The 21,101-nt window shown below is 72.6% G+C and carries 19 protein-coding genes and 1 pseudogene; 10 read left to right on the forward strand and 10 right to left on the reverse strand.

Translation table 11 applies throughout. The features are described from left to right. Positions 1-35: 35 nt before the first annotated feature. A complete protein-coding gene (locus tag AB0N76_RS13180) occupies positions 36-824 on the reverse strand; it encodes an SDR family NAD(P)-dependent oxidoreductase (RefSeq protein WP_363556335.1) in 789 nt (262 codons plus the stop codon). A 186-nt stretch (positions 825-1,010) separates the two neighbouring features. Between AB0N76_RS13180 and AB0N76_RS13185 the strand changes: the two genes are divergently transcribed. Genes AB0N76_RS13185 through AB0N76_RS13200 form a run of 4 tightly spaced genes read left to right on the forward strand, consistent with a single transcriptional unit; the run spans position 1,011 to position 4,372 of the window. Then, complete coding sequence (locus AB0N76_RS13185; RefSeq protein WP_363556337.1) at positions 1,011-1,427, forward strand: nuclear transport factor 2 family protein; 417 nt, start codon at positions 1,011-1,013, stop codon at positions 1,425-1,427. 12 nt (positions 1,428-1,439) lie between these two features. After that, positions 1,440-2,993, forward strand: coding sequence for a class I adenylate-forming enzyme family protein (locus AB0N76_RS13190; protein WP_363556339.1), 1,554 nt, complete (start codon positions 1,440-1,442; stop codon positions 2,991-2,993). Between the two features lie 35 nt (positions 2,994-3,028). Further along, entirely contained in the window at positions 3,029-3,319 is a 291-nt protein-coding gene (locus AB0N76_RS13195) for an antibiotic biosynthesis monooxygenase family protein (protein WP_363556341.1), read from the forward strand. 12 nt (positions 3,320-3,331) lie between these two features. Beyond that, positions 3,332-4,372, forward strand: coding sequence for a methyltransferase (locus AB0N76_RS13200; protein ID WP_363556343.1), 1,041 nt, complete (start codon positions 3,332-3,334; stop codon positions 4,370-4,372). A 134-nt stretch (positions 4,373-4,506) separates the two neighbouring features. On the opposite strand, the gene dapC is transcribed toward AB0N76_RS13200, so the two are convergent. Together dapC and AB0N76_RS13210 are read right to left on the reverse strand one after the other, a co-directional pair. Beyond that, the gene (dapC, locus tag AB0N76_RS13205; RefSeq protein ID WP_363556345.1) at positions 4,507-5,595 is read right to left on the reverse strand and encodes a succinyldiaminopimelate transaminase; all 1,089 of its coding nucleotides are present in this window, start codon (positions 5,593-5,595) and stop codon (positions 4,507-4,509) included. Beyond that, positions 5,592-6,041 (reverse strand): PPOX class F420-dependent oxidoreductase, encoded by a 450-nt coding sequence (locus AB0N76_RS13210; RefSeq protein ID WP_363556347.1) that lies wholly within the window; start codon positions 6,039-6,041, stop codon positions 5,592-5,594. The genes dapC and AB0N76_RS13210 overlap by 4 nt, the downstream gene beginning before the upstream one ends. 161 nt (positions 6,042-6,202) lie before the next feature. On the opposite strand from AB0N76_RS13210, the gene AB0N76_RS13215 reads away from it, so the two are divergent. Genes AB0N76_RS13215 through AB0N76_RS13225 form a run of 3 tightly spaced genes read left to right on the forward strand, consistent with a single transcriptional unit; the run spans position 6,203 to position 10,414 of the window. Beyond that, positions 6,203-7,675: an FAD-dependent monooxygenase gene (locus AB0N76_RS13215; RefSeq protein ID WP_363556349.1), complete on the forward strand. Its 1,473-nt coding sequence runs from the start codon at positions 6,203-6,205 to the stop codon at positions 7,673-7,675. 31 nt (positions 7,676-7,706) lie between these two features. Continuing rightward, on the forward strand, positions 7,707-8,741 hold the full coding sequence (locus AB0N76_RS13220) for a methyltransferase (protein WP_363556351.1): 1,035 nt from the start codon (positions 7,707-7,709) through the stop codon (positions 8,739-8,741). A 17-nt stretch (positions 8,742-8,758) separates the two neighbouring features. Beyond that, a complete protein-coding gene (locus AB0N76_RS13225) occupies positions 8,759-10,414 on the forward strand; it encodes an FAD-dependent monooxygenase (protein ID WP_363556353.1) in 1,656 nt (551 codons plus the stop codon). Between the two features lie 74 nt (positions 10,415-10,488). Here AB0N76_RS13225 and ctcQ read toward each other — a convergent pair whose 3' ends face one another. Both ctcQ and tcr3 read right to left on the reverse strand, forming a co-directional pair. After that, entirely contained in the window at positions 10,489-11,064 is a 576-nt protein-coding gene (gene ctcQ / locus AB0N76_RS13230; RefSeq protein ID WP_363556355.1) for a flavin reductase CtcQ, read from the reverse strand. Between the two features lie 212 nt (positions 11,065-11,276). Beyond that, positions 11,277-12,812 carry a tetracycline efflux MFS transporter Tcr3 gene (tcr3, locus tag AB0N76_RS13235; protein WP_363556357.1) on the reverse strand — a complete coding sequence of 512 codons (1,536 nt, stop codon included), beginning with the start codon at positions 12,810-12,812 and terminating at the stop codon, positions 11,277-11,279. Between the two features lie 170 nt (positions 12,813-12,982). Between tcr3 and AB0N76_RS13240 the strand changes: the two genes are divergently transcribed. Next, a complete protein-coding gene (locus AB0N76_RS13240; protein WP_363556359.1) occupies positions 12,983-13,480 on the forward strand; it encodes a MarR family winged helix-turn-helix transcriptional regulator in 498 nt (165 codons plus the stop codon). On the opposite strand, the gene asnB is transcribed toward AB0N76_RS13240, so the two are convergent. Genes asnB through AB0N76_RS13260 form a run of 4 tightly spaced genes read right to left on the reverse strand, consistent with a single transcriptional unit; the run spans position 13,464 to position 18,063 of the window. Next, complete coding sequence (gene asnB, locus AB0N76_RS13245) at positions 13,464-15,293, reverse strand: asparagine synthase (glutamine-hydrolyzing) (protein ID WP_363556361.1); 1,830 nt, start codon at positions 15,291-15,293, stop codon at positions 13,464-13,466. The genes AB0N76_RS13240 and asnB overlap by 17 nt on opposite strands. Positions 15,294-15,295: 2 nt before the next feature. Next, on the reverse strand, positions 15,296-15,550 hold the full coding sequence (locus AB0N76_RS13250) for an acyl carrier protein (protein WP_363556363.1): 255 nt from the start codon (positions 15,548-15,550) through the stop codon (positions 15,296-15,298). A gap of 42 nt (positions 15,551-15,592) precedes the next feature. Further along, a complete protein-coding gene (locus AB0N76_RS13255; protein ID WP_363556365.1) occupies positions 15,593-16,798 on the reverse strand; it encodes a ketosynthase chain-length factor in 1,206 nt (401 codons plus the stop codon). Continuing rightward, positions 16,795-18,063: a beta-ketoacyl-[acyl-carrier-protein] synthase family protein gene (locus AB0N76_RS13260; RefSeq protein WP_363556453.1), complete on the reverse strand. Its 1,269-nt coding sequence runs from the start codon at positions 18,061-18,063 to the stop codon at positions 16,795-16,797. The genes AB0N76_RS13255 and AB0N76_RS13260 overlap by 4 nt, the downstream gene beginning before the upstream one ends. Before the next feature lie 285 nt (positions 18,064-18,348). On the opposite strand from AB0N76_RS13260, the gene AB0N76_RS13265 reads away from it, so the two are divergent. Beyond that, positions 18,349-19,593, forward strand: a complete 1,245-nt coding sequence (locus AB0N76_RS13265) for an FAD-dependent oxidoreductase (protein WP_363556367.1) — start codon at positions 18,349-18,351, stop codon at positions 19,591-19,593. A 110-nt stretch (positions 19,594-19,703) separates the two neighbouring features. Here AB0N76_RS13265 and AB0N76_RS13270 read toward each other — a convergent pair. Beyond that, a pseudogene (locus AB0N76_RS13270) lies at positions 19,704-19,784 on the reverse strand (BBE domain-containing protein); the annotation flags it as partial. Positions 19,785-19,917: 133 nt separating this feature from the next. Between AB0N76_RS13270 and AB0N76_RS13275 the strand changes: the two are divergent. Next, positions 19,918-21,045, forward strand: a complete 1,128-nt coding sequence (locus AB0N76_RS13275) for a tyrosine-type recombinase/integrase (protein WP_363556369.1) — start codon at positions 19,918-19,920, stop codon at positions 21,043-21,045. Positions 21,046-21,101 lie beyond the last annotated feature (56 nt).

Here is a 21,101-nt window from a genome sequence, read left to right on the forward strand (position 1 = left end):
CCGGCCTTCCGTCTGCGGGGTGAGTGGGATGCGGCTCAGTAGATGCCGAGGCCGCCGCAGACGTTGATCGCCTGCGCGGTGACGGAGGCGGCGGCGGGCGTGGTCAGGTAGTCGACCATGCCGGCCACCTCCTCGGCGGTGGAGTAGCGGCCGAGCGGAATCTTCTGCTCGAAGCGCGCGAGCACGTCCTCCTCCGTGGTCTCCCAGGTGTCGGCGTACGCCTGGCGGACGCGAACGGCCATCGGGGTTTCGACGTAGCCGGGGCAGACCGCGTTGACCGTGGTGCCGGTGACGGCGAGCTCCTTGGCGAGCGCCTTGGTGAAGCCGATGACGCCGGCCTTCGAGGCCGAGTACGGGGCCCCGAGCGGGACGCCCTGCTTCCCGCCGGTGGAGGCGACGGTGATGATCCGCCCGTGGCCGGCCGCCTCCATGCCGCCGGTGGTGAGCACCTCGCGGGTGACCCGGAAGACGCTGGTGAGGTTGGTCTCGATCACGTCCTGCCAGAGCTCGTCGGTGATGGTGGACGTGACGCCGCCGCCGTTGCGTCCGGCGTTGTTGACGAGCACGCCGATCGGGCCGAAGCGGTCCACGGCGGCCCGCACCGCCTCCGCGACGTCCTCCTGGGAGCGGACGTCGGCCGCCAGGCCGTCCACGTCCAGGCCTTCGCCGCGCAGCCGGGCGACCGTCTCGGCGACGGCCTGCGGGGTGCGGGCGCAGATGAAGACGCGCAGCCCGCGCCGGGCCAGCCGGACGGTGCTGGCCAGTCCGATTCCACTGGTCGCCCCGGTCACCAGGGCGACGTCACCGGTTTTCACCGTGCTCATCGCATCGATCTCCTGTCTCGCTCGCGAATCCCGGGCCCGTCCTCCGAGCCCTGGCCCGACCCTGCCCGGCCGGCTTCGACTGCGCTTCGAGCGGGCCCGGCACGCCGCCGGCTCCAACGGGATTCGAAACGGAGGTGGGAGCGTCGGCGCTGCCCCACCCCCCGACTATCCGAGGAGGCCCGGAGAATGACCGCAACGCTCTACGAGGAGGTCCAGCACTTCTACGGGCGGCAGATGCGCCATCTCGACGAGGGCGAGGTCACCGAGTGGGCCACGACCTTCACCGAGGACGGCGTGTTCGCCGCCAATGCCCGCCCGCACCCGCAGGAGGGGCGCGGCGCGATCGAGCAGGGCGCGCGGGAGGCCGCGGAGCGCCTGGCCGCCGCCGGGGTCCGGCACCGCCACTGGCTCGGGATGCTGGAGGTCGCCGAGCAGCCGGACGGCAGCGTGCTGGCCAGGACGTACGCCCTGATCGTCGCGACGCCCGAGGGCGGCCCGGCCGCGGTGCACCTGAGCTGCAGCTGCGAGGACCGGCTGGTGCGGGTGGCCGGAGAGCTGAAGGTCCGGCACCGCCAGGTGTACCGGGACGACCTGCCCGCCTGAGAGGAGGCCACCGTGGACCTCCCACGGGACAGTACGACCTTCGGTCCGCCCCTGGACGGCGTGGCCGAGCTGATCGGCGGGCCCCGGATCGACGACCTGCTCCGGCGCGCCGCCGGACGGACGCCGCGTCACCCCGCTCTGGTCGCCGGCGACCTGGTGCTCGACCACGCGCGTCTGGACCACCGGGTGACCGAGTGCGCCGAGGCGCTGCGCGGCGCCTTCGGCGGCCCCGGCACGGTGATCGCGATCGCCGCCGAGCCGACCGTCGAGTTCGCGGTCACGTTCCTGGGCATCTCGCGCTCCGGGAACACCAGCGCCATGTTCAACCCGCTCGTCCCGGACGACACCCTGGTGCACGTCCTCGCCTCCTGCGGTGCGCGGGCGGCCGTGCTGTCGCCCCGGATGCACCGGCGGATCACGGCGCTGCGCACCCGGCTGCCGCTGCTGCGACAGCTGGTGCTGACCGCCGATGCCGGTGACGGCACGCCCGTCCTGGCCGGGCTGGAGCGGGCCGCCGTCCCGGCCGGCGAGGTGGTGGAGACCGCCTGCCTGCAGTTCACCAGCGGCACCACGGGCGCGCCCAAGACGGTGCGGCTGAGCCACCGCAACCTGCTGGTGAACGCCGCGCAGTCTGCGCACGCCCACCGGCTCACGGCGGACTCCGTCTCGCTCAACAACCTGCCCTCGTTCCACCTCATGCACCTGAACGTCGCGCTGGCCGTCGGCGCGACGCACGTGCTCTCCCCCGAGGAGGACCGGGAGGCGCTGATGGGGCTGGCCCGCACCTGGCGGGCTTCGCACCTGTACAGCCTCCCGGTGCGGCTGTCCCGGCTCGCCGGCGACGAGCGCCTGCCCGGCTTCCGGATCCCGTCGCTGCGGGCCGTGCTGTCCGGGGGCTCGGCGCTGCCGCCCCGGACGACGGTGGCCCTGTCGGAGCACTTCGGTGTCCCGGTGGTCCAGGGCTACGGCCTCGCCGAGACCTCGCCGTCGACGCACTTCGACCTGCCGGAGAGCCCGACCGTCGGCTCCAGCGGGCCACCGGTGGCCGGGACGGCCTGCCGGATCGTCGACGTGCGCAGCGGCGCGGTGCTGCCGATCGGCGAGCGCGGCGAGATCCAGGTCAGGGGGCCGCAGCTGATGCTGGGCTACCTGGGTGACGCGCCCGCCGACGCCGTCGACGCGGACGGCTGGTTCCGCACCGGCGACGTCGGCCGGATCGACGAGGCGGGCCGGCTCTTCGTCGTCGACCGGATCAAGGACGTCTTCAAGTGCGACAACTGGCTGGTGTCGCCGAGCGAGATCGAGCGGGTGCTGATGCGCCATCCGGCCGTCGCCGACTGCGTGGTCTTCGACCACCCCGACGAGCTGAGCGGTGCCGTCGCCGTCGGGCTCGTGGTGCCGCGCGGCGAGGGCGTCGACCCTGCCGCCCTGACCGAGTTCGCCAACGCCCGCCTCCCCTACTACGAGCACCTGCGGCAGCTGCGGCTGGTGGAGGGCATCCCGCGCTCCGCCACCGGCAAGGTCCAGCGGCGCGAGCTGCGCGACCGGCTGTTCGGCTCCCGCTGACCCCGCACCACCCACACCATCACCGGAGGACAACCGTGTTCACCTTCATCAACCGCTTCAGCGTCACCGGGGACGTCGCCGAGTTCGAGGCACTCGTCGGGGAGATCAGCGATTTCATGAGCACCCGGCCCGGGTTCCGCTCGCACCGGCTGTACCGGTCGGCGGCGGACCCCGCGGTGTACGTCGAGACCGCCGAGTGGGACGACGCGGCCTCGCACAAGGCGGCGACCGCCTCGCCGGAGTTCCGCTCGCGGGTCGGCAAGGTGATGGGCCTCGCCCAGGCCGAGCCGGCCCCGTTCGACCTGATCGCGCAGCACGGCGCCTGAGAGGAGCGGACCATGACGACGAGCGGCGACATCATCGCGCAGCCGGTCATCCGGCTGCGCGAGCTCGCACTGAGCGCGGCCGGCGCGGCCGCCGTCCGGGCGGCGGCCCGGCTGGGCCTGGCCGACGCGCTGGGCGAGGAGCCCGCCGGCGCGGCCGAACTGGCCGCGGCCGTGAACGCGGACCCGGGCACCCTGCAACGGCTGCTGCGCGCGCTCACCTGCTACGGCGTGTTCGCCGAGCAGCCGGACGGCCGGTACGCGCACACCGACGCCTCCCGGCTGCTGCGCGAGGACACCCCGCGCACCCTCAAGGACATGGTGCTCTGGGGCACCGAGCCGTGGACCTGGGAGCTGTGGGGGCACCTCGACGAGGCGGTGCGCACCGGCAAGGCGGTCTTCCCCGAGCTGCACGGGGCGGACTTCTTCGACCACCTGCACGAGCACTCGCCGGAGTCGGCGGCGGTCTTCGACCGGGCGATGACCCAGTCCAGCCGGCTCTCCGCCCTGGCGCTGGCCGACCGGCTGGACCTGAGCGGGGTCGGCACGGTGGTGGACATCGCCGGCGGCCAGGGGCACGTCCTGGCCACGCTGCTGGAGCGCAACCCCCGGCTGCGCGGCACCCTGCTGGACCTGCCCGACGTGGTGGCCGGGGCCGACCCGCGGCTGCGGCCGGGCGGTGCGCTCGCCGACCGCGCGACGCTGCTGGCCGGTGACTGCCGTCGGGAGATCCCGGTCGCGGCCGAGGTGTACCTGCTGAAGAACATCCTGGAGTGGGACGACGAGAGCACCGTCCTGACCCTGCGCAACGTCGTACGGGCGGCCGCGCCGGGCAGCCGGGTCATCGTGGTCGAGAACCTGGTGGACGGCAGCCCGGAGCTGAAGTTCACCACCGCGATGGACCTGCTGCTCCTGCTCAACGTCGGTGGCCGCAAGCACACGCAGGCCGGCCTGGTCTCGCTGGTCGAGGAGGCGGGCCTGACCCGGGCCGAGGTCCGCCCGGTCAACTCCTACCTGCACCTGGTCGAGAGCGTGGTCCCGGAGCGGACCGGCTGACCGCGACGGCCGCTGCCCCCGGACGAGTCCGGGGGCAGCGGCCGTCGGGCGTCCCGACCCGTTCGGCACACCGCCCCGAGCAGCACGGTGCCCCGCCGGCACGCGGCCGGCGGGGCACCGGGATCGGCGCGTCATCAGCCCCCGGCCAACCGCTTCACCGCCTGCTCGACCCGCTCGTCGGTCTCCGTGACGGCCACCCGGACGTGCCGCGCGCCCGCCTCACCGTAGAACTCCCCGGGCGCCACCAGGATGCCGAGATCGGCCAGCGCGCCGACGGTCGCCCAGCACGGCTCGTCCCTGGTCGCCCAGAGAAACAGCGCACCCGCCGAGTGCTCGATCCGGAACCCGGCGTCCACCAGTGCCGTGCGCAGCAGCTCACGCCGCCGGGCGTAGTGCTCGCGCTGCCGCGCCAGGTGGCAGTCGTCGCCGAGCGCGGCCGCCATCGCGGCCTGCACCGGGGCGGGCACCATGTGACCGGCGTGCTTGCGCACCTCCAGCAGCGTCGCGATGACCTCCGGGTCCCCCGCGGCGAAGCCCGCCCGGTAGCCGGCCAGGTTGAACCGCTTGGACAGCGAGTGCACGGCCAGCACGCCCCGGTGGCTGCCGCCGCTGACCTCGGGGTGCAGCACCGAGCGGGTCTCACCCTCCCAGACGTGGTCCAGGTAGCACTCGTCGTTCACCACCAGGGTGCCCCGTTCGCGCGCCCACTCGACGATCGCGCGCAGTTCGGCGGTACCCAGGACCCGGCCCTCCGGGTTGGAAGGGGAGTTCAGCCAGAGCACCCGGGGGGCGGGGCCGTCGTGGCTCAGCGGCGAGTCGGTCCGGACCAGCGTGGCGCCGGCCAGCCGGGCGCTCACCTCGTAGGTGGGGAAGGCGAGTTCGGGGACGAGCACGATGTCGCCGGGGCCCAGGCCCAGCATGGTGGGCAGCCAGGCGATCAGCTCCTTGGTGCCGACGGCCGGGATCACGGCGTCCGGCTCGACGGCCGCCCCCTCGCGGCGCAGCAGCCACGCCGCGACGGCCGCCCGGAGCTCGGGCGTGCCCTCGGTGGACGGGTAGCCGGGCGCGTCGGCCGCGGCGGCGAGGGCCGCGCGGACGGCGGGCGGGGTCGGGTCGACCGGGTCGCCGAGCGCCAGGTTGACCAGCCCGTCGGGGTGGGCGGCCGCGCGCTTGCGGTAGGGGAACAGGACGTCCCAGGGGAACTTCGGCAGCCGCTCGATCATGCCCGCACCCCGTTCCCGGCGACGTTCCCGGCGACGTTCCCGGCGACGTCGCGGGCCAGCGGCGGGGCCTGGCAGTCGGAGTCGATGCCCCAGCAGACAATCCGCTCGGGGGTGATCCGGATCAGCTCGTCGTCGACGTGCGGCAGGATCTCCCTTCCGCCGCTGGGCAGCGCGACCGCGGTACCCCGGATCTCGATCCCGCGGACGACCCAGTGCTCCGCGTCCAGCACGTCGTCCACCACCAGCGAGACCCGCGGATGCGCCTGGACGTGGCGGTACTTGAGGCTGCGGGCCATGCCGCGCCCGGTCACGTCGACGGTGCCGAGCTCGGCGTTGTAGTGGAATCCCAGGGGAACGACGTGCGGCTGTCCGCGGCCGTCCACGGTGGCCAGACGGGCGAGCGGCTGCGAGGCCAGGTAGGCGGCCTCGTTCGCGGTGAGTGGCATGGCTGTCCTCTGTCGGTGGGTCAGGGTCCCCGCCGACGCTAGGCACCCCGCTTCGAGTCGCCTTGGTGCCGGCCGCCCGGGCGGCGAGCGTCGCTGGACTCCGGCTCGAAGTGCGGCTGACAGCGTGGGCCCGTCGTACCGGACCGAGAGCGGAGGCCGTGTTGGACTGCGATGTGGTGGTGGCGGGAGCGGGGCCGACCGGCCTGATGCTCGCCTGCGAGCTGGCGCTGGGCGGAGCCCGGACGATGGTGGTCGAGCGACGCGCGGAACCGGAGAAGCACTCCAAGGCCATGGGCATGCAGGGCCGCACCGTGGAACTGCTCGAACTGCGCGGGCTGCTCGACCGCTTCAAGGAGGGCGCGGGAGTGCTCCAGGGCGGCAACTTCGCCAGCCTGGGGGTGCCGATGCGGTTCGAGGAGTTCGACACCCGCCACCCGTACGTGCTGCTGGTGCCCCAGGTGCGCACCGAGGAGCTGCTCGCCGGGCGGGCCCGCGAGCTGGGCGTACGGATCGTGCGCGGCGCGGCCGTCACCGGCTTCTCCCAGGACGAGGACGGAGTGACCGTCGGGACCGGCATCGGCCCGCTGCGGGCCCGTTACCTGGTCGGCTGCGACGGCGGTGGCAGTACCGTCCGCGAGCACGCCGGGATCGGGTTCACCGGCCAGGACCCCCACATGTACGCACTCATCGGCGACATGCGCTTCAGCGGCGAGCTGCCACGCGGCGAGGGCCTCGGGCCGATGCGCCCGGTGGGCCTGCTCAACCCCGAACGGCGCTCCTGGTTCGGGGCGTTCCAGCACCAGCCGGGCGTCTACCGGGCGACGGTCGCCTGGTTCGGCGAGCCCTTCCCCGACCGCCACGCGCCGGTCACCGAGGAGGAGATGCGCGCCGCGCTGATCGAGCACACCGGCGGCGACCACGGGATGCACGACGTCACCTGGCTGTCCCGGCTCACCGACGTCTCCCGGCTGGCCGACGCCTACCGCAGCGGCCGGGTCCTGCTGGCCGGCGACGCGGCGCACATCCACCTGCCGGCCGGCGGCCAGGGCCTCAACCTCGGCGTCCAGGACGCCGTCAACCTCGGCTGGAAGCTCGCGGCGACGGTCCGCGGCCAGGGCACCCCGGAACTGCTGGACAGCTACGAGGGCGAGCGCCGCCCGGTCGCCGACGGGGTGGTGCGCAACACCCGGACCCAGGCCGTCCTGATCGACCCGGACCCCCGGTACGACGCTCTGCGGCAGACCTTCCGCGAGCTGATGACCCTGCCCGACACCAACCGGTACATCGCCGGCATGCTCTCCGGCTTCGACGTCACCTACGGCACCGGAGACCACCCGCTCATCGGCCGCCGGATGCCGGACGCCGAACTGCTCACCGCCGACGGTCCGCGGCGGATCAGCGACTGCTTCACCGGGGCCCGCGGCCTGCTGCTGCTCCCCGAACCGGCCCCGGCCGACCCGCCGCTGGCCGCCTGGGCGGACCGGGTGGACACCCTGACCACCAAGGGCGCCGGACCGGAGCCGGCCACCGCCTACCTGATCCGCCCGGACGGCTACGTGGCCTGGGCCGGCGACCCGGCCCGCCACGACGAGTTCCACCACGCCGCCGCCACCTGGTTCGGCCCGGCGGCCTGAACCTCACCGACTCACCGCGAAGGAAAGCACGATGACATCGACCACCGACAGCCCCGCCGCCCGCGCGCGCCGGATCGTCGCACTCAACACCGCCTACTTCCGGGCCAAGGCGCTGCAGAGCGCGGTCGAGCTCGGCATCTTCGAGCTGCTCGCCGACCGCGCCGCCGACGTCGAGCAGCTCCGCGCCGAACTCGACGTGCGGCACCGCCTGTTCAAGGACTTCCTGGACGCCCTGGTCGGCCTCGGACTGCTCGACGAGCAGGACGGACGCTACCGGGCCTCGGAGCTCGCCCGCGAGTTCCTGCTTCCCGGCGGCACCTACCTGGGCGGCACCGCCCGCCAGCACGCCCGGCTGCACTACCACGCCTGGGCGCAGCTGACCGACGCGCTGCGCGACGGCAAGGCCAAGTCGGCCGTGGCCGCGCAGGGCCAGTTGGCCTACCCGAAGCAGTACGAGGACCTCGACCGCGCCAAGCAGATCATGCTGCACATGGACGCCCACAACGGCTTCACCGCCGACGAGCTGGCCCGCGAGATCGACTGGAGCCGGTACACCTCCTTCGTGGACGTCGGCGGCGGGCGCGGCAACGTCGCCTCCCGGATCGCCACCGCCCACCCGCACCTGCGCGGCGCGGTCTTCGACCTGCCGGCGCTGCGCCCGCTCTTCGACGAGCTGGTGGCCGGGGCCGGAACCGCCGAGCGGGTCGCCTTCCAGGGCGGCGACTTCTTCGCCACCGACCTGCCGGAGGCGGACGTGGTGATCTTCGGCCACGTCCTGCCGGACTGGCCGGTGGCCGACCGCGGGGAGCTGCTGCGCCGCGCCCACAAGGCGGTGCGCCCGGGCGGGCTGGTGGTCCTGTACGACGCCATGATCGACCCGGACGAGCGGGACCCGGAGGTCCTCCTGCAGCGGATCAACCACACCATGATCCGGGACGAGGCCGGAGCCTACTCGCTCCAGGAGGCGCGCGAGTACCTGGTGGAGGCCGGCTTCACCGTCGACCGGATCACCGCTTCCGACACCATCACCCGCGACCACTTCGCCATCGGCGTCAAGTCGGCCTGAACGGAGAGGAGTTCGACGTGACCACAGACCAGGGACAGCAGACCGGGCAACCGTACGACGTCGCCATCATCGGCAGCGGCCTGTCGGGCACCATGCTCGGCTCGATCCTCGCCAAGCACGGCTTCCGGGTCATGCTGCTCGACGGCGCCCATCACCCCCGGTTCGCCGTCGGCGAGTCGACCATCGGGCAGACGCTGGTGGTCCTGCGGCTGATCTCGGACCGGTACGGCGTGCCGGAGATCGCCCACCTGGCGAGCTTCGAGGACGTCCTGGCCAACGTCAGCAGCGCGCACGGGCAGAAGAGCAACTTCGGCTTCATGTTCCACCAGGACGGCCAGGAGCCGGACCCGCACGAGACCAGCCAGTTCCGCATCCCCTCGATCGTCGGCAACGCGGCCCACTTCTTCCGGCAGGACACCGACGCCTACATGTTCCACACCGCCGTGCGTTACGGCTGCGACGCGCGGCAGCACTTCCGGGTGGAGGACATCGAGTTCGACGAGGCCGGGGTGACCGTGGCCGGCGCCGACGGCAGCACGGTCCGGGCCCGCTACCTGGTCGACGCCAGCGGCTTCCGCTCCCCGCTGGCCCGGCAGTTGGGGCTGCGCGAGGAGCCCAGTCGGCTCAAGCACCACGCCCGCTCGATCTTCACCCACATGGTCGGGGTGGACCCGATCGACGACCACGTGGACACGCCCGCCGAGCTGCGCCCGCCGGTGCCGTGGAACGACGGGACGATGCACCACATCTTCGAACGCGGCTGGATGTGGATCATCCCGTTCAACAACCACCCGGGAGCCACCAACCCGCTGTGCAGCGTGGGCATCCAGCTCGACGAGCGGAGGTACCCCGCCCGGCCGGACCTGACGGCCGAGGAGGAGTTCCGGTGCCACGTGGAGCGCTTCCCGGCGGTGCAGCGGCAGTTGAAGGGTGCCCGCAGCGTGCGCGAGTGGGTCCGGACGGACCGGATGCAGTACTCGTCGACCAGGACGGTCGGCGAGCGCTGGTGCCTGATGTCGCACGCGGCCGGCTTCATCGACCCACTGTTCTCGCGCGGGCTGTCCAACACCTGCGAGATCATCAACGCGCTGTCCTGGCGGCTGATGGCGGCGCTGCGCGACGACGACTTCGCGAGCGAGCGCTTCGCCTACGTGGAGCAGTTGGAGCAGGGCCTGCTGGAGTGGAACGACAAGCTGGTCAACAACTCCTTCATCTCCTTCTCGCACTACCCGCTGTGGAACTCGGTGTTCCGGATCTGGGCCTCGGCCAGCGTCATCGGCGGCAAGCGCATCCTCAACGCGCTGACGAAGACCAAGGAGACCGGCGACGACACCCACTGCCAGGCGCTGGACGACAACCCGTACCCAGGCCTGTGGTGCCCGCTCGACTTCTACAAGGAGGCCTTCGACGAGCTCACCGAGCTGTGCGAGGCGGTGGACGCGGGGCGCATGAGTGCCGAGGAGGCCGCGGCGGTGGCGGAGCAGCGGGTCCGCGAGTCGGACTGGATGCTGCCGGCGCTGGGCTTCAACGACCCCGGCACCCACCACATCAATCCGACCGCGGACAAGATGATCCGGATCGCGGAGTGGGCCACCGGCCACCACCGCCCGGAGATCCGGGAACTGCTGGCCGCGAGCGCCGAGGAGGTCCGGGCGGCGATGCGGCGCGGGTGACGGCGGACAGGCGGCGGGGGCCGCGTCCGGGAAGCTCTTCCCCGGACGCGGCCCCCGCCGTTTCCCATGCCCGCTCAGCCCTCGGCCGCCAGGGTCAGGGCGGCGGTCCTCGGATCCTCCTCGACGGGCCAACGGGCGTAGGAGCGGCGCCAGTACATGAGCGGGCTGGACACCTCGGGCCGGGGGCCGCCGGCCAGCACGGCGCCGATCACGATGGTGTGGTCGCCCGCCTCCACGGCCGCGGCGACCCGGCACTCGGCGTGCGCGACCACGTCGGCCGGCATCACCGGCAGCCCGCCGGCGCTGCCGGGCTCCCACCGGACGTGCCGGAAGCGGTCGTCCTGCCGCGAGGCGAACCGCGCGGAGGTGGACTCGCCGCCGCCGCGCAGCACGTTGACGGCGAACTCGCCGCGCTCCAGCAGGGCCCGCAGCACCCGGCTCTCCCGGTTGATGCACACCAGCAGCAGCGGCGGGGTCTTGGAGACGCTGCACGCGGCGGAGCAGGTCACGCCGTACGGCTCGCCGTCCGGTCCCAGGGTGGTCACGACGGTGACCCCGGTCGGCAGTGCGCCCATGATGGACAGGAAGGTCGGGCCGTCCACCATGCCTGGGGGCAGGTCCAGCGGCAGGGGCAGGGGTACGGGGGGCATCGGTCCTCCACTCTCGGCGGGTCGGTGTCCCCCATGCTCGCGGGGCCCCTTCGAGTCGCCGCCGGGTCACCGTCGGGCCGAACTGCCGTGGAAGGCCGCCCGATCGCCGCCCGATCGCCGCCGGATCGCCGCCGGATCGCCGCCGGAAAGCGCGTGCCCCCGGCACGGGGGCGACCGGGGGCACACGGATCAGGGGGACGCAGGTGCGGCGCTCACTCCTCGTCGCGCAGCTCCCGCAGCGGGAAGGTGAGCACGAAACCCACTGCCAGGATCAGGCCGCCGACCAGGAACATCGTGCTGAAGCCCGCAGCGAAGGCGTCGACCGCCGAGGCGGTCAGCCGACCGGTGGAGTCCGGGTCGGAGAGCGCCTGCCGGACGGCCTCGTCACCGTCCGCCGCCCCGCCGATCCGGTCGGCTGCGACGCCGAACAGCACCGACATGAACACCGCGGCGCCGGTCGTGCCGCCCATCTGCCGGAAGAGGCCGGAGGCGGCGTTGGCCACGCCCAGCTCGGACTTGGGCGCCGCGCTCTGGATGGCCAGGGTGATGACGGTCTGCGAGAGCCCGATGCCCAGACCCAGCCACGCGGCGATCAGCACGATCACCGCCAGCGGGGTGTCCACCCCGACGGCGGACAGCGCCAGCAACGCGCCGGCCATCGACCCGAGGCCGGCGATCGCGGGCTTCTTGTACCGGTTCCGCTTCTTGATGATCTTCGCGCAGACGATCTGCGAGACGATCGCCCCGGTCATCACCGGGATGATCACCAGTCCGGCGACGGTGGCGCTGCGGCCCTGCACCAGTTGGAGGAAGAGCGGCAGCGTGGAGACCGTACCGAAGATGCCCACCCCGATGGTGAAGTTGACGGCGGTGGCCAGGGTGATCCCGCCGCGCCGGAACAGCCGCAGCGGGACCATCGCCTCCAGCCCGCGGGCCCGCTCGGCCAGCACGAACAGCACCAGACCGACCAGCGAGACCGCGAACAGCGCCAGCGAACGTACCGATGCCCAGCCCCAGCCGAGGCCCTCCTCGGCGACGATCAGCAGCGGCACCAGGCAGAGCGCCAGGGTGAGCGCACCCCGGTAGTCGATCGGGTGGTCCACCCGCCGGTGCGGCAGGTTGAGCGCCTTGCGCACGCTGAACAGGGCCACCAGGCCGAGCGGCACGTTGATCAGGAACGCCCAGCGCCAGCCGGTCACGCCGAGGATCTCCCCGGCACCCGCGAACAGGCCGCCGACCACCGGGCCGAGCACACTGGCCGCGACCCAGGCCGACATCAGGTACGAGAAGTAGCGGCCGCGTTCGCGCACCGGGGCGAGGTCGGCGATGACGGCCGTGGGCAGCGACATCAGCCCGGCACCGCCGAAGCCCTGCACCACCCGGGCGACGGCCAGCGCCTCCATCGAGTTCGCCAGCGCACACGCCGCCGAGCCGACGATGAAAACCACGATTGCCGCGAGGTAGAGCGGCTTGCGGCCGTAGATGTCGGACAGCTTGCCGTAGAACGGCATCGCGATCGTGGAGCTGACCAGGTAGCCGGTGATCACCCAGGCCTGGACGGTCTGCCCGTGCAGCTGGTCGCCGATCGTGCGCAGCGCGGTGGAGACGATGGTCTGGTCGAGCGCGGCGAGCAGCACGGCCAGCAGCAGGCCGGAGAGCGCCGTGATGATCTGGCGGTGCGTGAAGCCGGCCGGGCCGCCGGCCTGGTCCGGGGCGGCCTCGTCGGTCTGCGAGGCGGCGTTTGCCATTCCTGTTTCTCCCAGCGGTTCCGATCGTCCGGCCGTGGTCCGGTCGGCGGCGTGTGTCCGACGCGACTCGCCGAATCGACAAGGTCTTGTCGAATTGACAGTAGTGGGTGCCGGAGCAGAATGACAAGTTCTTGCCGAAACCCCGGATGGACTGCGGTTAGGCTGCCCCCATGACCGACCTCTCCCCCACGGCCGAGACATTGAGTGACATCACGACTGAGCTGTTCGCCGTCAACGGCGCCCTGCTGCGCGCGGGCGACGCGCTGTCCGCCCGCTTCGGGCTCACCTCCGCGCGCTGGCAGGTCCTCGGCCTGCTGCACGACGGACCGCAGAGCGTCGCCCGCCTCGCACGCGAGCGCGGACTGCGCCGGCAGGCCGTCCAGCAGACCGTGGTCAAGCTGGTCGAGGAGGGCCTGGTCAGCACCTCCCCCGACCCGGCCGACCGGCGGGCCCCGCTGGTCGCCCTGACCGCCACGGGGGCCGACGCCCTCGCCCGGATCGAGCCCGCCGAACGGCACTGGATGGAGCACCTCGCCGGCGGCCTGGACCCGGACGACCTGAAGGCCACGCAGCGGCTGCTGCGTGGCCTTCGGTCGGTCCTGGCCGAGGGGCTGCCCCCGTCGGCCACCGGCGACGCGGACGCCGCCGAGGTCACAGATCCAGCGTGACCTCGTACTCGGCGAGCCAGGAGTTGAGCCACAGCACCAGCTCCAGGCTGCCCCGGTCGTAGGGCCGGCTCACCGCGCCGGTCGGGCGGCCGGCCGCCGCGCGGGCCCGGTCGAGGTCCAGCAGCGGCAGCACCGGGGCGTCGGGATCGCCTACCACCCGCGTGAGCTCGGCCCGCAGCACACCCTCGTAGCCCGGGTCCTGGGTGGCCGGGTACGGGGTCTTCACCCGTTCGACCACCGAGCGCGGCAGCAGATCGGCCACCGCCGCGCGCAGCAGGCTCTTCTCCCTGCCGTCGAAACTCTTCATCGCCCACGGCACGTTGAAGACGTACTCGACCAGCCGGTGGTCGCAGAACGGCACCCGCACCTCCAGGCCGACCGCCATGCTCATCCGGTCCTTCCGGTCGAGCAGCGTCTGCACGAACCGGGTCAGGTTGAGGTAGCCGACCTCACGCATTCGCCGCTCGGTGTCCGACTCCCCCGGCAGCACCGGGACCTCGGCGATCGCCTCGGCGTACCGGGCGGCCCGGTAGCCGTCCGGGTCGAGCTTGTCCAGCAGGCCCGGATGGAACAGCGAGCTGCCGCCGAAGTAGCGCGCCGAACCGGGGGTGAGCCACGGGAAGGTGGCGGCGCGCAGGGCCAGCGGGTTGCGGAACCAACGGTAGCCACCGAACAGTTCGTCCGCGGCCTCGCCGGACAGGGCCACCGTCACCTGTTCCCTCACCCTGCGGAAGAACAGGTACAGCGAGGGCCACATGTCGCCCCAGTACGCGGGCGGCAGGTCGGTGGCGCGCAGCACGGCGGCGCGCACCGCCGGATCGGTCAGCCCGGGGCTGTCCAGCAGCACCTCCAGGTGGTCCGCGCCCACGTGCCGGGCGAGCTCGCGCACGTACGGCGCGTCCGCCTCCCGCCGGACCGCGTCGGAGGCGAAGCCGTCGGCCGCGCCCCGGAAGTCCACCGAGAAGGAACGCACCGGCCCGCCGAGGGCGGCCAGCGCGGTCACCGCGGAGGAGTCCAGCCCGCCGGAGAGCAGCGTGCCGAGCGGCACGTCCGAGACCAGCTGGCGGGTGACGGTGTCGGCGAGCAGCTCGCGGACGGTGCCGATGGTCGTCGGCAGGTCGTCGGCGTGTTCCCGGGCCTCCAGCCGCCAGTACGTCTGCCGGCGCACCCCGCCACGCCCGACCCGTACCAGTTGGCCGGGGCGGACCTCGGACAGCCCCGTGAAGACGGCCGCCTCCGGCGTCTTCACCATGTCCAGCACCTCGCACAGGCCCTCCGCACCGACCCGGCGAGGCAGCGTGCGGTCGGCCAGGACCGCCTTGGGCTCCGAGCCGAAGCGCACGCCGGCGGTGGTCGGCCAGTAGTAGAGCGGCTTGACGCCCATGCGATCGCGGACCAGCAGCACTTCCTCGGCCTGCTCGTCCCAGACGGCGAAGGCGTACATCCCGTTCAGCCGCTCGACCAGCGCGGCGCCCCACTGGAGGTAGCCGCGCAGGACCACCTCGGTGTCGCAGGCGGTCCGGAACTCGTGTCCGTGCGCGGTGAGTTCGGCGCGCAGCTCGCGGAAGTTGTACACCTCCCCACTGAACGTGATCGCCGCGCCGCGGCCCCGGTGGCGGGCGGTCATCGGCTGCTGCCCGTGCTCCGGGTCGATGACGGACAGCCGCCGGTGGCCGAGGCCGACCGACCGGCCGAACCAGAGCCCCTCGGCGTCCGGCCCCCGGCAGGCCATGGTGTCCGTCATCGCCTGGAGCAACTCCCGACGGTGCTCGGGCGGGGTTTCGTAGTCGACCACCCCGACGATTCCGCACATGATCAGGCGGCCTTGGCGGGACCGAGGTTGACCGCTTCCAGCAGCAGGCGCGGCGTGGTGGCCTCGACCACGGTCTCGTCCGGGAGCACGATGCCACGGTCCCGCTCGATGGTGTTGACGGTGTTGAACAGGGCCAGCGAGTCGTAGCCCAGGTCGGCGAAGGGCACGTCCAGGATGCCGTCGAGGTCGACGCCACCGTCGACGCCCGCGGCCTCCTTCAGCACGGCGACCAGCTCGTCAAGGGTGAACTCTGCCATGGGGATTCCTCACGTCGGTTGGTTCGGACGGGTACGGGTTGATCAACTGGTCAGCACGAGCGCGCTGTTGAAGCCGCCGTGCCCACGGGCGAGGACCAGCGCGGCGTCCAGCCGGGCCGGCCGCGGCCGGTCCCGGACCAGGTCGAGGTCCGGGTCGGCCGGCTTGCCGACGTGGACGGACGGCGGGATCACCGCGTCGCGCATGGCCAGCAGCGCCGCCGCGACGTCCAGCGGGGCGCCGCCGGCCAGCAGTCGGCCGGTCATCGTCTTGGGGGCCGTCACCGGCACCCCGCGCGGGCCGAACACCGCGCTCAGCACCTCGGACTCCGCCCGGTCCCGGTCGGCCACCCCGCTGGCGTCGGCGAAGACCACGTCGATGTCGGACGGGCCGATCCCGGCGTCGGCGAGCGCCGTCTCGATCGCCCGCCGCAGACCGGGCGGACGGCCGGAGCCCGGCCGGGGGTCGAAGGTCGCCGCGTAGCCCGCGATCCGCCCGTAGTGGCGGTGCTGCCCACGCTCGGCAGCCCGCTCCGGGGTTTCCAGGACGAGCAGCGCGCCGCCCTCGCCCGGCACCCCGCCGGAGGCGTCCGCGTCGAACGGCAGGTAGGCCCGCTGCGGATCCCTGCGCGGGCTCACCGTGCCGCTGCGGGTCAGACAGAGCCACGACCACGGGCAGAGCGAGCCGTCCACCGCGCCGGCCAGCATCAGCGCGGTGCCCTCGCGGACGTGCCGGCGAGCCTTGGCGAGCGCGTCCAGGCCTCCCGCCTGCTCGGCCACCAGCGCCGAACCGGGGCCGCGCATGCCGTGCCGGATCGAGATCTGCCCGGTGTTGACCGGGTAGAACCAGGCGAAGGACTGGTAGGCGCTGACGTAGGCCGGGCCCTTGCCCCACAGCGCCGCCAGTTCCTTCTGACCGAACTCGAAGCCACCCGCCGAGGCGGCCGTGACCACCCCGGCGGAGAAGTCCGGCATCGCCGCCGGATCCGCCCCCGCGTCGGCGAGCGCCTCCTGCGCCGCGACCAGGGCCAGCCGGGTCATGTGGTCGGTCTGCGGCAGCAGCCGGCCCGGCAGGTGGTCCTCCGGCGTGAAGTTCACCTCCCCGGCCACGTGCGCCCGGTACCCGGCGGAGTCGAAGCGGGTGAGCGGCCCGAGACCGGATCGGCCGGCCAGCGTGGCCTCCCAGTACTCCGCCGCACCCCAGCCGTTCGGCGCCACCACGCCGATCCCGGTCACCACCACGTCGGTCATGCCCTGCTCCACTCCGGCTCGGCGAGCACGATCGCGCTCTGGAAGCCGCCGAAGCCGCTGGCCACGCTGAGCACCGTGGGCACCCGCTGCTCCCGCGCCGTCAACGGCACGTAGTCCAGATCGCACTCGGGGTCGGGCACGTGCAGATTGGCCGTGGGCGGCACCACCGAATGCTCGATCGCCAGCGCACTGGCGGCGAACTCCAGCGCGCACACCGCGCCCAGCGAGTGCCCGATCATCGACTTGATCGAGCTGACCGGCACCCGGTAGGCGTGGTCGCCGAGACTCTTCTTGAACGCGGCCGTCTCGTGCCGGTCGTTCTGCTTGGTCGCCGAGCCGTGCGCGTTGACGTAGCCGATGTCCTCGGGGTTCATCCGGCTGCGGTCGAGCGCGACCCGGATCGCCTCCGCCATCTCGTTCCCGTCCACCCGCAGCCCGGTCATGCTGTAGGAGTTGCAGCGCCCGGCGTAGCCGGTGACCTCGGCGTAGACGTGCGCACCGCGCCGGCGCGCGTGCTCGCGCTCCTCCAGGACGAACATCGCCGCACCTTCGCCGAGGGCGAAGCCGTTGCGGGTCAGGTCGAACGGGCGCGAGGCGCTCTCCGGTTCGTCGTTGCGCGGGGTGGTCGCCTTGATCGCGTCGAAGCAGGCCACGGTGATCGGGGAGATCGCCGCGTCCGAGGCTCCGGCCAGCATCACGTCGGCCGTGTCGTCGAGGATCAGGTCGCAGGCGTGCGCGATCACGTCGATCCCGGAGGTGCACCCGGTCGAGACCACGCCCACCGGACCCTCGGCCTCCGCCAGCCAGGCCAGTTCGGTCGCCATGGAGGACGGCACAAAGTAGTCGTAGAGGTAGGGCACGCCGTGGGTGTCCTCGACGAGGTGCTTGCGGCCCCCGTCGCTGACCACGGCGAACTCGCGGTCCAGGCTGATCGTCATCCCGCACGCCGTGCCGGCCATCACCCCGGTCCGTACCGGGTCGTTGACCTCCGACACCCCCGAGTCGGCCAGCGCCTCGCGGGCCGCGACCACCGCGAACTGCGTGGTACGGTCCCACTTCCGCATCTGACGCGGCGTCAACCCGTGGGCCTTCGGATCGAAATCGCACTCCGCGGCGACCCGGGACCGGAACGGTGCCGGGTCGAAGGTCGAGATCGTCCGGGTCGCGGTCCGGCCCGCCGTCAGGAGGTCCCAGAACGCCTTGGTGCCCACCTCGCCGGGGGCCACCACGCCGATCCCGGTCACCACCACGCGCCGCCGTCCGATGTCAACTGCCACCGCCGCACCTCCCGTTCGTCTCCGTGCTCGTCTCCCTGCTCGTCTCCGACGACATGCCCGATGCCCTCCTGTCCGGTCCGTCCGCCCTGCCCGCACACTCGGGCGGGTCAGGGACTTGAGCCGGATCAGATCGTCCTGGCAGGCGTTCGCGGCGACTTCGAGCCGCCGTCCACCCCGCGCGCCCGGCAGCGTGCCCGCCGCCCGCCACTGCGCCACCGTCACGGAAAGGCGACGCGAACCGGCGTCGAAGCGCACCGCCTAGCGTCCGGCCACATGGACATCGACACCGACATCTGCGTGGTCGGCGGCGGGCCGGCCGGCCTGACCCTCGCCCTGCTCCTGGTCCGCTCCGGCCTCCGGGTCACCGTGCTGGAACGCAGCCGCTCGCTGGACCGGACGTACCGCGGCGAGATCCTCCAACCCGGCGGCCAGGCACTGCTGGACGAACTGGGCGTCCTCGCACCGGCGCGGGAGCGCGGCGCCGTCGAGCACGACCGGTTCCTGCTGGAGGAGCACGGGCGGATCCTCATCGACGGCGACTACCGCCGGCTGCCGGGGCCGTACAACTGCCTGCTCAGCCTGCCGCAGCGGCACCTGCTCACCGAACTGCTGGCCGCCTGCGAACAGTACGACGGGTTCCGGCAGTTGGCCGGCGCCAAGGCGACCGCGCTGGTCGAGGAGGACGGCGCCGTCCGCGGGGCCGTCGCGGGCGGGTCGGCCGGCACGCCCGCGCAGGTGGTGCGGGCGCGCTGCGTGGTCGCCGCTGACGGCCGGTTCTCCAAGGTCCGCGGCCTCGCCGGGATCGGCTACCGGCGCCAGGAGCTGTTCAGCCAGGACGTCCTCTGGTTCCGGCTGACCGCACCGCCGCATCCGGACACCCGGCGTCCGTGCGACGTCCGGGTCTTCCGGGCCGGCGGCAACCCGGTGCTGAGCTACCGCTCGGTGCCGGACGCGCTCCAGCTCGGCTGGACCCTCCCGCACGGCGGCTTCCGCCCGCTGGCCGACCGCGGCATCGGCCACATCGTCGAGCAACTCTGCCGCGCGGCGCCGGAGTACGCCGAACGCATCCGGGCCGAGATCACCGGCTTCGCCGACCTCTCCCTGCTGGACGTCTTCTCCGGCAGCGCCGAGCAGTGGGTGCGCGACGGCCTGCTGCTGATCGGCGACGCCGCCCACACCCACAGCCCGATCGGCGCCCAGGGCATCAACCTGGCCATCCGCGACGCCGTGGCGGCCCACCCCGTCCTGGTCGAGGCTGTCCGCAGCGGCGACGCGGGCGTGGCCCGGCTGAGCCGCTACGCCGAGTTGCGCCGGCCCGAGGTGGAGCGGATCACCAGGATCCAGCGGATCCAGAGCCGCATGATGCTCTCCACCGGCCGGTTCTCCTCGACGCTGCGCCCGCGGATGGCGGCACTGATGTCCAGGACCCCGCTCTACAGCGCCCTGCTACGCCGGATCGCCTTCGGCACCGCCCCCCTCCGGCTGCGCACCGACCTGCTCGCCGCCCCCGAGCGATGACCGGCGCCTCCCCGCACCCGACCACACCCGCGCGCGTTCGCGGGCTCCGCGAAATGCTCCGAACACCGGACACCGGACACCGGATGGTCGACATGGCTCTGCATGCGCGGTCAGGACGGCAGGGTGATGGACTGGGCGTGGTGGAAGACGTCGTGCTCGTCCCAGAGCTTCTTGGCCGCTTGCAGGCGGGGGTAGTTCTGCTTGTTATCACGCGATCGACGTCTCTGCCCAGCTCAGGGGCATGATCCACCATCCGGAGTCAGCAAAAGGTCAGCAAGGCTCCGGGGGTCAGCCATCATGGCAAGCACACGTCTCATTCGCGGCATGGGCAGCTTCTTCAAGGAGTGCGAGCACCCCGAGTCCCGCTGGAGCAAGTGCCCACACAATTACACGATCAGGTACCGCAACGCATCGGGGCGGCAGACCGAGGAGTCGGGCTTCTCCAATCAGGATCTGGCGATAGCCCGGCTCGCCGAGGTCTACCACGCCCGCAAGAACTCCCCGATGAGCCAGCACAAGGCCGAACGCATCAAGAAGTACGGTGGCATGCAGTTCTCCGCCTACACCGCCGAATGGCTGAAGGGCCAGCGGCACCAGAGCCCGACCTCGTTGCGGAACATCGATTCCATCCTCAAGAACCGCCTCCTCCCGGCCTTCGGCAGCCGCCGCATGGGCACCTTCGACCACAAGGTCGTGGAAGCGTTCATCACGGACATGGAGCGGAACGGCATCGGCCTGGCCGCCCAGAAGAACGCCTTCATCCGGCTGAAGGCGATCCTGCAGGATGCACACCGGCTCGGCCTCTACGAGGACAGCCCACTGGAGGGCGTGCAGCCCCCGCAGTACGACGCGGAGCGCGCGGTGATCCCGTCCCTCTCCCAGCTGCACGGGATCCGGACCGCTGGCGACGACGTCTTCCGCCTGGTCGCGGAGCTCATGAGCGGTTGCGGCCTGCGGAACGGCGAGGCCTACGCCGTCAACACCAACAACATCGTCGCCGACGACATCTACCGCGTCAGCGAGCAGGTCAACCAGGCCACCAAGCACTACGCCCGCCTGAAGCACCGCAAGGCGGACGAGTACCGCGATGTACCGCTGCCGACGCGCACCAGGCACGCCATCGAGTGGTACGCGGACACCCACGGGACCGTCGACGGCTACCTGCTCTGCAACCCCAAGGACATCACGCTCGCCATGCCGCACCACATCATCAGCGGGCAGTGGCAGCGGATCAAGGCATCCGGGCAGGTCGACGTCCCCGAGGGCATGGTCCTCTACGGGCTGCGCCACTTCTTCGCGTCGAACTGCCTGAGCAACGGCATACCGATCACCGACGTCGCGGAGTGGATGGGCCACCGCGACGTCAAGATCACCTTCAAGTACTACCGTCACCTCATGCCGGGCTCCATCAGCCGCGCCGCAGAGCTCCTCAACCTCGGCCTGGCCGCCTGAACACGCGGGGGTGCGGGGGCCGGGGGGGGGGCCCCCCCCCCCCCCCCCCCACAAAA

The sequence above is a fragment of the Kitasatospora sp. NPDC093806 genome, from assembly GCF_040683335.1.
Lineage (GTDB): Bacteria > Actinomycetota > Actinomycetes > Streptomycetales > Streptomycetaceae > Kitasatospora.